The sequence below is a fragment of the Marinobacter flavimaris genome, from assembly GCF_045057155.1.
GTDB lineage: Bacteria > Pseudomonadota > Gammaproteobacteria > Pseudomonadales > Oleiphilaceae > Marinobacter > Marinobacter manganoxydans.
On sequence record NZ_CP171359.1, the window covers coordinates 1807496 to 1819748 of the forward strand.

Annotated in this window: 10 protein-coding genes; 6 read left to right on the forward strand and 4 right to left on the reverse strand. The window is 56.5% G+C overall.

Features of this window, described 5'->3' with window-relative positions; genetic code table 11:
• The first annotated feature begins 215 nt into the window (after nucleotides 1-215).
• From ACGK9W_RS08375 to glpD, 3 genes are all read left to right on the forward strand, one after another.
• The gene (locus ACGK9W_RS08375; protein ID WP_405420352.1) at nucleotides 216-1517 is read left to right on the forward strand and encodes an IS1380 family transposase; all 1302 of its coding nucleotides are present in this window, start codon (nucleotides 216-218) and stop codon (nucleotides 1515-1517) included.
• A gap of 232 nt (nucleotides 1518-1749) precedes the next feature.
• The gene (locus ACGK9W_RS08380; protein ID WP_008174631.1) at nucleotides 1750-2508 is read left to right on the forward strand and encodes a DeoR/GlpR family transcriptional regulator; all 759 of its coding nucleotides are present in this window, start codon (nucleotides 1750-1752) and stop codon (nucleotides 2506-2508) included.
• A 181-nt stretch (nucleotides 2509-2689) separates the two neighbouring features.
• The gene (gene glpD, locus ACGK9W_RS08385) at nucleotides 2690-4219 is read left to right on the forward strand and encodes a glycerol-3-phosphate dehydrogenase (RefSeq protein ID WP_008174629.1); all 1530 of its coding nucleotides are present in this window, start codon (nucleotides 2690-2692) and stop codon (nucleotides 4217-4219) included.
• Between the two features lie 10 nt (nucleotides 4220-4229).
• On the opposite strand, the gene ACGK9W_RS08390 is transcribed toward glpD, so the two are convergent.
• Complete coding sequence (locus ACGK9W_RS08390) at nucleotides 4230-4838, reverse strand: uracil-DNA glycosylase family protein (protein WP_008174627.1); 609 nt, start codon at nucleotides 4836-4838, stop codon at nucleotides 4230-4232.
• Between the two features lie 92 nt (nucleotides 4839-4930).
• Here ACGK9W_RS08390 and ACGK9W_RS08395 point away from each other — a divergent pair, with 92 nt between their 5' ends.
• Nucleotides 4931-5671, forward strand: a complete 741-nt coding sequence (locus ACGK9W_RS08395) for a nitroreductase family protein (RefSeq protein ID WP_338354652.1) — start codon at nucleotides 4931-4933, stop codon at nucleotides 5669-5671.
• Between the two features lie 21 nt (nucleotides 5672-5692).
• Here the strand turns inward: ACGK9W_RS08395 and glk are convergent, their stop codons facing one another.
• Nucleotides 5693-6658, reverse strand: a complete 966-nt coding sequence (gene glk / locus ACGK9W_RS08400) for a glucokinase (RefSeq protein ID WP_273045434.1) — start codon at nucleotides 6656-6658, stop codon at nucleotides 5693-5695.
• On the reverse strand, nucleotides 6655-8475 hold the full coding sequence (edd, locus tag ACGK9W_RS08405; protein WP_405420359.1) for a phosphogluconate dehydratase: 1821 nt from the start codon (nucleotides 8473-8475) through the stop codon (nucleotides 6655-6657). The genes glk and edd overlap by 4 nt, the downstream gene beginning before the upstream one ends.
• Before the next feature lie 169 nt (nucleotides 8476-8644).
• Between edd and gap the strand changes: the two genes are divergently transcribed.
• Both gap and pyk read left to right on the forward strand, forming a co-directional pair.
• Nucleotides 8645-9649: a type I glyceraldehyde-3-phosphate dehydrogenase gene (gene gap / locus ACGK9W_RS08410; protein WP_405420362.1), complete on the forward strand. Its 1005-nt coding sequence runs from the start codon at nucleotides 8645-8647 to the stop codon at nucleotides 9647-9649.
• A gap of 68 nt (nucleotides 9650-9717) precedes the next feature.
• On the forward strand, nucleotides 9718-11166 hold the full coding sequence (gene pyk, locus ACGK9W_RS08415) for a pyruvate kinase (RefSeq protein WP_405420365.1): 1449 nt from the start codon (nucleotides 9718-9720) through the stop codon (nucleotides 11164-11166).
• Nucleotides 11167-11589: 423 nt separating this feature from the next.
• On the opposite strand, the gene ACGK9W_RS08420 is transcribed toward pyk, so the two are convergent.
• Nucleotides 11590-12249, reverse strand: a complete 660-nt coding sequence (locus tag ACGK9W_RS08420; protein WP_008174613.1) for a bifunctional 4-hydroxy-2-oxoglutarate aldolase/2-dehydro-3-deoxy-phosphogluconate aldolase — start codon at nucleotides 12247-12249, stop codon at nucleotides 11590-11592.
• Nucleotides 12250-12253: the final 4 nt, after the last annotated feature.

The following is a 12253-nucleotide window of genomic DNA, read 5'->3' on the forward strand; positions in this document are numbered from 1 at the left end:
CTTATTTTTTCGCATTTTTGCTTTTTTGAACATAAATTCCAAGTAGTTTTCACTTAAAGCGCGCGTCCAACTCGCCGAACCTTTTAAAGAAGCTGCATAACCCGCTGAAAACTACTAACCCGGATTTCTCATGACGGGATAAAAGAAAGCGGCTGAAAGTGCTATAGTTTCAGGACCTTACACCGTTCACCAAGCACCAACAGCCGCTATCCAAAATGGTACCTGAAAAACTGACCTTCTCGCCACTGTCTCGCCGTCAAATTGAAGCCGATTTCTCCGGTGGCCATATCACCTCCGATGCCGGCCTGCTCCTGCTTCGCGAAGTCGACAATCAACACCAGCTCACTCAGCGCCTGGCTACGGTGCTGGACGATACCCGTAATCCGGTGCTGGTTCGCCACAAGCTTCAAACCATGATCCGGCAACGGGTCTTTGGCGTGGCTGCCGGGTACGAAGATCTGAACGATCACGAAACGTTACGCGCTGACCAGGCACTTCAGACCGCGACTGGCGAAGAGGCCATTCTGGCGGGCAAATCAACACTGTGCCGAATGGAGCAGCGCGTGGACCGGCAGGCCGTGGTCAAGGCCCACGAACTGATGTGGCATCACTTCATTGAGCAGCACGACGCCCCACCCAAGGAAATCGTGCTGGACTTCGATGGCACCGACGTTCCGGTGCATGGCGACCAGCCCGGCAAGTTCTTTAACGCCTACTACGATCACCATTGTTACTTCCCGCTGTACGTGTTCTGCGGTCGCCATCTGCTGGTGAGCTACCTGCGCACCAGCAACCGAAGCGACAGCCGCCACAGCTGGGCCATTCTGGCCCTGCTGGTGAAGTTCATCCGGCAGTACTGGACGAATACCCGCATCGTGTTCCGGGGTGACAGCGGCTTTTACCGTCCCCGATTGCTGAGCTGGTGCGACCGGAACAACGTGGACTATCTGGTGGGCCTCAGCAAGAACAGCCGGCTGCTCAAGGAGGTAGACGTACCCTCGATGCTGGTTCGCAAGGCTCACAACGAACTGGGTGAAAAAGTCTCCGCCACCTACCGGTTCCAGTACCAGGCCCGAACCTGGAAACACCCTCGCTGGGTGATCGCGCGTCTGGAGGAGGGCGAACTGGGTGCCAACCCCAGGTTCATTATCAGCTCCCGTTACGACGACGGCGTTAAACTCTACTACGAGCAATACTGTGCCCGGGGTGACATGGAAAACCGGATCAAGGATCAGCAGTTGTGTCTGTTCGCAGATCGCACCTCCAGCACGCGGTGGTGGACCAATCAGTGGCGGTTGCTCTTATCGGGCTTTGCCTACACGTTGTTCGAGCGATTACGGGCCCACTTGAAGAAGACGCCCTTCGAGAGAATGAGCGCCAGTAACCTGCGGCTGAAGCTGATCAAGGTGGGCGCGGTCATCATTCGCAACACTCGGCGCATACGGGTGTTGATGAGCGATGCCTATCCTTACAAAGACGAACTCTCTGACCTGGTGCGTCAACTGGTTCCGGGATAGAAGCCCGGGCTCCCCCGGCCCGACTCAATGGGGGAAAGGGGGCCGTGTGTCCGGACAACAGAAATTGATCAGTTATTAATCAATCGCGACCGCAAATGAGCGGTAATGGCGGTAACCTGCTCAGTCTGCGAGACTTGCCGGGGACCTATGAGAAATCCGGGCTAAGCTTTAAAACTGTTTTCGGACGCACAGTATTTCGCATGAGAAAAATGATAAAGCGGAGGAGGCTTTCATGGCACAGCGTCGCCGACAGGATCTTATTATGGAGCTGATCCAGCAGAACGGTTTTGTCACGACCGAACAGCTGGTGGACCAATTCAAGGTAACGCCCCAGACGATCCGCCGGGACCTGAATGAACTCGCCAAGGAGAAAAAGCTCCGCAGACACCATGGCGGAGCAGGCATTGACTCCAGCACAGTCAACACCGCCTACCAGGCTCGAAAGATAATGGATCTGGAAGCCAAGGAACGAATTGCACAAGCGTTGGTGGAGCTCATCCCTGACAACTCCTCCATGTTCATCAATATCGGCACCACCACCGAGACCATCGCTAAGGCTCTGCTTGAGAAGAACAACCTACAGATAGTTACCAACAACCTGCACGTTGCGTCCATTCTTTCGGCCAAAGAAGATTTCCATGTAATCATCGCTGGCGGAGAGGTGCGCAACCGTGATGGCGGAATTGTCGGTGAAGCTACCATGGACTTCATCAATCAGTTCAAGATGGACTTCGGCATCATTGGAATCAGCGGTATTCACAATGATGGTTCCCTCCTCGACTTCGATTACCGCGAAGTCCGAGTCGCTCAGGCAATCATCGCCAACTCCAACCAGGTCCTTCTTGCTGCCGACCACTCCAAGTTCGGACGAAATGCCATGGTCCGTCTCGGTAACATTTCCCAGGCCGATCATGTGTTTACGGATCAGCAACCTCCCGTAGAAATCCGTCAGTTGCTGAACGAACACAACGCTCAGCTCCATATCGTTTAATAGTTTTTCGCTTGTTCCCCTCTGCGAAAAGGTGATCGCGCTACGTTTTTCGTTTTTTTTCTATTTTTTCCTTTACGAATATATATGCCTTTCGCATAATAGCGATATACCGCATATTGAACACTGAAAAGTGCGCATCGCAACAAAGCGCCTTTTCAGAGTCGTCAGGAGATGACCAACAATGGCTATGGAGCATGAGCAGTTTGACGTTATCGTCGTTGGTGGCGGAGTCAACGGCACGGGCATTGCCATGGATGCGGCGGGACGGGGACTGAAAGTTCTGCTTTGCGAAATGAATGACCTGGCCTCAGCCACCTCATCAAGCAGCAGCAAGCTGATACATGGTGGGCTGCGGTACCTGGAACATTATGAATTTCGCCTGGTCCGGGAAGCCCTAGCCGAGCGCGAGTCTCTGCTTCGCAACTCACCACACATCATGTGGCCCATGCGTTTCCGGCTGCCTCACCGCCCTCACCTGCGGCCAGCCTGGATGATTCGCACCGGCCTGTTTCTCTATGACCATCTGGCAAAACGGGAAATCCTTCCGGGCTCCCGCTCGATCAAATTTGATGAGAAGGACCCTCTGAAGCCCGATATCACCAAAGGCTTTGAATACTCGGACGGCTGGGTAGACGATGCCCGTCTCGTGGTGCTGACCGCAAAGAAAGCACAGCAGTTTGGCGCACAGATACTGACCCGCACCAAATGCGTCAAGGCAGAACAGGGCTCAAAGGAATGGGAGGTCACACTTCGTGATATGACCAACGAAACCGAAAAAACGGTATCGGCGAAGGCTATTGTGAATGCCTCTGGCCCCTGGGTAAGCAAACTGTTCGGTGAGACTCTTTCAATGCCGGCGCCCAAGATGATTCGCATGGTGAAAGGCAGTCATATTGTGGTACCGCGCATGAACAAGGGCACCGAGGCCTATATCCTTCAGAACGAGGACGAGCGGATCGTTTTCGTCATTCCCTACGAGGACGAATTCTCACTGGTGGGCACCACCGACGTCGATTATGAAGGCGACCCGAAAAAAGCAAAGATCTCACCTGAAGAAACCGACTATCTCCTGAACATCGTAAACTCCCATTTCAAGCGGCAACTGGAGCCTTCGGATGTGATTTGGTCCTACTCTGGCGTGCGGCCCCTGATGGACGATGAACAGGAGAATGCCCAGAAAGCGTCACGGGACTACTCCTTTGAGGTCAATAGTGAAAAAGGTAAGGCGCCGCTGATTTCGGTATTCGGAGGCAAGATCACCACCTATCGCAAACTGGCCGAAGCCGCCACGGACAAGCTGTGCCAGTTCTTCCCGGAAGCCGGCGGTCGCTGGACCAAGACTGGTGTTTTGCCGGGCGGAGACTTTGCCAATCATGAAGCACTGGAAGAAACCCTCAGACGTGATTTTCCCTGGCTCTCCGAGAAGGTGATCAGTCGCTATGTGCGTACCTACGGCACAACCAGTTACGACATTCTCCATAATTGCCACTCAATGGACGATCTGGGCGAACACTTCGCAGGAACCCTCTATCAACGGGAAGTCGAGCACCTGATAAAGAACGAATGGGCGATGACCTCGGAGGATATTCTCTGGCGTCGTACTAAACAGGGACTTTATTCGAGCGACGCGGATGTGGAAGCACTGGACCGCTACCTGATGAAAAGCGCTTGTGCCGACACTCGCAAGACTTCGCTCCATCACAGCGCCTGAACCCCTCCGGTCACTGTTGCTCCGGCCCAAGAAGCAGGGCAACTCTTTGTTGCAGCTGGGGCACAACCTCGTCTTCGAACCATGGATTCCGACGCAGCCAGAGGTTATTTCTTGGGCTGGGGTGAGGCATTGGGACTATCTCTGGCCAATACTTCTGCCAATGCTCAACATTGGCCGTTACGGACTGACGACAGTCCGGCAGATGCCAGGTGTGCGCATACTGCCCGATAACAAGAGTCAGACCTATGTCTGGCAGATGATCCAACAGTAAATTGCGCCAGGCTGGCGCGCACTCCGGCCGCGGCGGAAGATCCCCGGATTTTCCGGTACCCGGATAGCAAAACCCCATCGGCAGGATCGCGAGCTTCTGCTCGTCATAGAAGGTATCCCGGGTAACCCCCATCCATTGCCGAAGCCTATCGCCGCTGGGATCGTTGAAGGGCAGCCCGGTTTCATGCACGCGCCTGCCCGGAGCCTGCCCGACTACGAGAATTCTGGCGCTTTCAGATATCTGTATGACAGGCCTCGGCCCGCGTGGAAGAACGTCGGCGCAAAGCGTACACGCCCGCACGCGCCGAACCAGGTCATCGAAGGGAAGCCGGGAAAGGTCCTCTGTCATGAGCGTTCCGTTATCAGGGTGATTGCATATACCGTCATTTCCCGTAACGATAGAGGCACAATCACGACACAACAAGTCTCGAAGGACACATCATGAATGCGAAAGCAGGCTCTCTCCCGCTGCCGGAAATCGATATCGAAGAGTTCCGGAAAGTTGTTCGCACGCGCCGCTCCATCAGGCGCTTCACCGATGAGCCGATTCCTGAGGCCGTGCTTGAAGATTGCCTGGATCTGGCAACCCTGGCTCCGAATTCCAGTAACCTTCAGCCCTGGGAATTTTTCGTTGTCCGCACGCCGGAGCTCAAGGCAGAACTCGCCCACGCCTGTCTTGGCCAGAATGCAGCGAAAACCGCCGCTGCGCTGATCGTAGTGGTTGCCCGACCGGATAGCTGGCGGGCTCATGCACGGCAAGCTCTTGAGGATTGGCCAGAAGAAAAACTGCCGCCCATCGTCGAAAAATACTACCGCAAAGTTGCCCCGATTCATTACAACCAGGGGCCGCTTGGTATTCTGGGTTTAGCCAAAAAAGCGGCAGGCCTTGCGGTGGGAATTACCAGGCCGGTGCCCCGGGGGCCCTACTCCAATTGCGAGATGAAAATCTGGGCTACCAAATCCACAGCCCTGGCTGCCCAGAATCTCATGCTTGCGCTCCGCGCCCACGGGTATGATTCCTGCCCCATGGAGGGTTTTGACGAGCATCGCGTGAAGAAGCTTATTAATCTGCCCGGAAAAGGATTGGTAACCATGGTACTGGCAGCCGGCCGACGGGCTGAAAACGGCGTCTATAATCGCCAGTACCGTTTTGATCAGCGCCAGATGGTGCACTACCTCTGATCCAGTAACGGCAATCCGGCCTCATACTTCCGGATTGCCCAGTGCCTCGGCAGCTCCCAGCAGGCCGGTGTAGGGCTCGGTGACTACATAGACAGGTGTAAACTCCAGCAGCGGGCGCATTCTTCCTTTATCCTCAAAGCCATTTCGGAACGGGCTTTCGAGAAAGAACTCGAGGAAACGGGGCAGGATTCCGCCACACAGGAAGACACCGCCTGTGCCACCCAGGGTCAGAACGCCATTGCCGGCTACCCGACCGAGAATTTCACAGAAATGGCTGAGCGTGTGGCGGGCCAGCCTGTCAGTGTTTTCTACCGCAGCCGCGGTGATTTTCTCCGGCGCATCCAGTGGCGCCGCAACGCCCTGAATCTCTGCATGGGCCTGATACAGGTTCAACAGGCCCTGACCGCACAGGATCCGTTCCACGGAAACCCGGCCAAACCGGCCCTTGAGAATCCGCAGCACAGCCATTTCGGCATCGTCCGTGGGCGCGAAATCCACGTGGCCACCCTCGGTCATCAACGGCACCCAGCCATGCTCGATGGGCACTAGCCCTGAAACACCGAGCCCGGTTCCCGGACCCATCACCAGCCGGGGGCGCCGGCTGTCACCGGGGCCGCCGCAAACATGCACCAGATGGTCGTTCGCAACGTGAGGAACGCCGAGGGCCATGGCGGTAAAATCATTGATCACCTTGAACCTGGCCCAGCCAAACTGTGCCCGAACTTCTTCGGTATCAAAAAGCCAGTGGTTGTTGGTCATCCGCACCTGGGTCCCGCGAACCGGTGAGGCAACAGCCAGACAGGCCCCATCGACCTCCGAAACCCCAACCCTAGCCAGGTAATCCCGCACTGCGTCATCGAGGTTCGCGTATTCCCCGCAGGGCAAAATCTTGATGGCACAAGGCTGCACGGTACCCTGCTCTACCAGGGCAAAACGCGCATTGGTGCCACCAATATCACCGACCAGTGAATAGTGTGTTGCTGTCATGCCTCGTGATTCCAGAAAAAGCTGGCCCCTTCCTCGGGATTGCTGGCAGCGCGTCGCATCCAGCCGAACAACTCCCGACCATAGCCGTGATGATATCCGCTCAGGTCCGCTTTTTCAGATTCCCGGCTGGCGAACTCCTGATCATCCACGCGGATGGCAAGAACACCACTCTCGGCATCCAGACAAACCATGTCGCCATTCTTGACCTTGGCCAGCGGGCCACCGTCCAGCGCCTCCGGGTAGACATGGATCGCCGCAGGTACCTTGCCCGACGCACCGGACATACGGCCATCCGTCACCAGACCAACCTTGAATCCGCGATCCTGCAACACGCCAAGGTAGGGGGTAAGCTTGTGCAGCTCTGGCATGCCATTGCTCTTGGGACCCTGGAAACGCACGATCACAATACAATCCCTGTCCAGATCTCCTGCCTCAAAGGCTGCCTTGAGTTCGTTCTGGTCGTTGAACACAACGGCCGGCGCTTCAACTTTCCGGTGCTCCGGGGCAACGGCAGAGACCTTGATAACGCCCCGACCAAGGTTGCCATCAAGCACCCTCAGCCCACCATCGGGTGCAAACGGCTCGGCAACCGGGCTGAGCACATCCGGGCGAAGGCTTTTTTCCGGCGCTGGCTTCCAAACCAGCTTCTCACCCAGCAGTTCCGGCATTTCGGTGTATCGCTCCAGGCCAAAGCCCACCACGGTGTTCACGTCATTGTGCAGGAAGCCACCGCTCAGCAGCTCCCTGATCAGGAACGGGGTACCGCCTGCCTCGTGGAAGGCATTAACGTCTTCCTGCCCGTTGGGGTAGATCCGGGTCATGGACGGAACCACCGAGGAAAGCTCGGCATAATCGTTCCAGTCGATGATGATCCCCGCCGCACGGGCAATCGCTATCCAGTGGATGGTGTGATTGGTGGAGCCACCGGTAACCAGCAATGCCACCAGGGCATTGACGATGCTCTTTTCATCCACCATGTCGCCCAGGCCGAGCTCGCCGCCGTGAGGCTTCGACAGTTTGATCACCTGCTCGGTCGCGGCCCGGGTGAGCTGATCGCGCAGCGGCGTATTGGGATTTACAAACGCCGACCCCGGCATGTGCAGGCCCATGACTTCCACCAACAGCTGGTTGCTGTTGGCGGTGCCGTAAAACGTACAGGTGCCGGGGCTGTGATAGGACTTGCTCTCGGCCTCCAGCAATTCTTCCTTGCCAACCTTGCCCTCGGCGTAAAGCTGGCGAATCCGCTGCTTTTCCTTGTTCGGGAGCCCTGAAGGCATCGGCCCTGCGGGGACCAGAATGGTAGGGAGATAGCCGAAGCTCAGCGAGCCGATCAGAAGGCCAGGCACAATCTTGTCGCAGATCCCCAAAAGCAGCGTGGCATCGAACATGTTGTGACTGAGGGCCACGGCCGTACTCATGGCAATGGTGTCCCGGGAGAACAGGCTCAGCTCCATACCCGGCTGGCCCTGGGTTACGCCGTCACACATGGCCGGCGTGCCCCCGGCCACCTGAGCCACCGACCCCATTCCACGGGCCGCCTCCCGAATAATATCCGGGAACTTTTCGTAGGGTTGGTGGGCCGAAAGCATATCGTTATAGGCCGTTACCATGGCCACGTTGGCCTTGTTCATGAATTTCAGGGTGTCTTTGTCGCCCTGATTACAGGCCGCGAAACCGTGGGCCAGATTGCCGCAGGACAGAGAGCTCCGGTGTGGAGACTGGGCTTTGAGGGCATTCATGCGGTTCAGGTAATCCTGCCGCGTTGGGCGACTGCGCTCGATGATTCTCTGGGTAACCTTATCTACGGTCGGGTGCATGGTGGGCTCCATTGCGTAATTTATTAGAGTGGTCGTTTTTAGACGTAATTTTACTTCCTTTTTTTGGCATTTCCACCGTTTCATCGTTCATTTCTCCTTTTTTTGTTGTTATATTTACTACATTTCTGAGGTTTAACGAACAAAAAACGACCACCCAAGGAGTCAGACAATGACAATCCGTATCGCAATTAACGGTTTTGGCCGCATCGGTCGCAATGTTCTCAGAGCATTGTATGAAAATAACTACCGAAGCCAGCTACAGGTTGTTGCCATTAACGACCTTGGCGACGCCGAAACCAACGCCCATCTGCTCAAGTATGACAGCGTCCATGGCCGATTTAATGCCGACGTCAGCCACGACGCCGAATCCCTGACCGTCAACGGGGACAGGATTGCCATTACCGCTCTCCGCAATCCCGAAGAACTGCCCTGGAAAGATCATCGTGTTGATGTTGTTTTCGAGTGTACCGGCCTTTTTACCAAACGCGACAAGGCAGCGGCACACCTGAAGGCCGGCGCCCGCAAGGTCATCATCTCGGCGCCCAGCCCCGATGCGGATGCAATGATCGTTTACGGTGTGAACCACGAAACATTGACCGCCGACCACGACATCATTTCCAACGCGTCCTGCACCACGAACTGCCTGGCACCGGTTGTTGAAGCCCTGCAAAAGACCATTGGCATCGAGAGTGGCCTGATGACCACCATCCACTCCTACACCAACGATCAGAAGCTGAGCGACGTTTACCATTCCGATCTCTACCGGGCACGCTCTGCCACCCAGTCGATGATTCCAACCAAGACCGGCGCCGCCGCCGCCATTGGCAAGGTTATTCCGGAGCTTGAGGGCAAACTCGATGGCCTGGCGGTTCGGGTACCCACCATTAACGTATCACTGGTGGATTTCGGCTTCATTGCCAGCCGGGAAACAACTGCAGACGAAGTGAACGAAGCGGTCAAAGCAGCCGCCGAGCAAAATCCAGTTCTTGGCTATAATATCGAGAAACTGGTTAGCATCGACTTCAATCACAACGCACTTTCCAGCATCTATGATGCCAACCACACCCGCGTTCTGGGTCGTCACGTAAAAGTCATGGCCTGGTACGATAATGAATGGGGCTTCTCGAATCGTATGCTGGATAATGCCCTCGCCCTCTTCGAGGCCGGCCAGTAAATCTGGCCGTTTCAGCTGATTCCGCTACTCTTTTCGAGACCATTTTGAAGAACCAAAGGACACCAACCATGCTCAGGCGTACCAAGATTGTCGCCACTCTCGGCCCGGCCACCGATTCACCGGAATCCCTCGCGGCCATTATCGCCGCCGGTGTGGATGTCACCCGACTCAACTTTTCCCACGGCAGCGCCGAAGAGCACATCGGCCGCGCTCGCCGGGTTCGCGAAGCAGCAGCGGCCCAAGGCCGGTTTGTCGCTTTGCTGGCCGATTTGCAGGGCCCCAAGTTGCGCATCGCACGGTTCTCGGAGAACAAGGTCACCCTCAAGGCAGGCCAGACGTTTATCCTGGATGCCGCCATGGACAAGGAAGCGGGCACTGAAGAAACAGTCGGTATCGATTACGAGCAACTGATCGAAGATGTGGAACCGGGAGACATTCTGGTTCTGGACGATGGCCGCATTGAGATGGAAGTGCAGTCGGTCAGCGACCACAGCATCACTTCCACCGTGCTTATCGGAGGCCCGCTCTCGAATAACAAGGGCCTGAACAAGCGCGGCGGCGGCCTGTCCGCTGAGGCACTGACGGAAAAGGACAAGCAGGACATCGTCACAGCCGCCAAACTGGGCGCGGATTACGTGGCGGTTTCGTTTGTTCGCACCGCCGAGGATATGCACATCGCCCGGCGCCTGCTTAAGGAAGCAGGCTCTGACGCCGGCCTAGTCGCCAAAATCGAACGGGCAGAGCTTGCCGACGATGTCGAAGCCCTGGACGCGGTAATCGAAGCATCCGATGCCGTGATGGTTGCCCGTGGCGATCTGGCCGTTGAAATCGGCGACGCCCAGTTGGTGGGCGTACAGAAGCACATCATCTCCCGCGCCCGCGTTCTCAACCGCGCGGTGATCACGGCCACGCAGATGATGGAGTCGATGATCACCAGCCCCATGCCAACGCGAGCCGAAGTCTCAGACGTTGCCAACGCGGTGATGGACTATACCGATGCAGTGATGCTGTCTGCGGAAACGGCCGTGGGTGATTATCCCAAGGAAGCAGTCGAAGCCATGGTGCGCATTTGCCTGGGCGCAGAGAAGCATCCGTCGATGCATCAGTCCAAACACCGGATTCACGAGAGCATGGAGGAAGTTGATGAAGCTATCGCTCTTTCCGCCATGTACGCAGCGAACCACCTTGAGGGTGTCTCGGCCATTATCTGCATGACCGAGACGGGTGCCACGCCGAGGTTGATGTCTCGCATCAAGTCGAGCCTGCCAATCTTTGCGTTTTCGCGCCATCACTCCACCCAGCATCGGGTCGTTATGTTCCGTGGCGTTCAGACGGTGCCTTTCGATTCAGCCAAGATTCCGAACGAGCGGACCAATGCGTTGGCGGTGTCGGAGCTGGTGAATCGCGGGGCAGTCAAGGATGGTGATCTGGTGGTGATTACCAAGGGTGACTATGTGAATGCCCAGGGTGGGACCAATACTATGAAGATTGTTCGGGTTGGTTCTGATATTCGCTGATTCTCTTTTTCTTTCCAGCCCTCTGTCGCTTGGCGCTTGACCTTGTAGCCTGAGGGTCTGTGCCGGCGGCAGTGGGGTTCCCCTTTCCAAAAACCGCTACGAGCACATCCATGTGCGCTTGGCTGTGGCCATCCTTGGCCACAGACATTTTTGGAAAGGGGAACCCCACTCCCTCCTTCAGAATTTTCCAGTTATCTCGGTCTGACAGCTTCTCGAATATTAAGAAAGCAGGATGTAGATCGGATTAACCGCAGGCGTTATCGGAAGGTATGACAAGCACTTTGGGGCAGGGTTTCCGGGAATGTCGCTGGCCAAGGATGGCCAGCGCCAAGCGCACATGGATGTGCTCGTAGCGTTTCCCGGGAGCCCTGCCCCAAAGCGCGTCCACTCCAAAACTTCCAGTCTGGGAAACCAAGTCGGAAGTCAGAGATCAGCCAGACTCCCCCGCGCAATCTCCGTAATCTGCGCCCAGTCTTTGGCCGCCACCACATCTGCAGGGGTCAACCAGGTGCCACCAACGGCCTGGACGTTGCCGAGGGCCAGGTAGTCGGCTGCGGTGTTTCGGCGGATGCCGCCTGTGGGACAGAAGGTGACGTCCGGGAACGGCCCGCTGAAGGCTTTGAGGGCCGGGATGCCGCCGGCGACTTCGGCGGGGAAGAATTTGAATTCGCGGTAGCCGAGGTTATAGCCAATCATCATTTCCGAGATGGTGGCAATGCCCGGCAACAGCGGGGCTTCGGAGGTCAGGCCGAATTCCAGGATGGCTTCGGTTACGCCCGGGGTGATTACGAACTGGGCGCCAGCGGCCTCTACCTGGCGGTATTGGGCAATGCTGGTAACGGTGCCCGCGCCTACCCAGGCGTCCGGGATGGCTTTGCGGACTTCTTCGATGGCTTTTAGGCCGTGTTCAGTGCGCAGGGTAATTTCGAGGACGTTGATGCCGCCATCAACGAGAGCCTGGCAAAGGGGCACGGCGTCGTCGAGGTCCTGAATGGCGATGACCGGCACCAGGGGTGAGGATTGCAGTACTGCCCTGACGCGCTCGCGATGGTAATCGGAAAGTTGGCTCACGGTTTTCTCCATAACA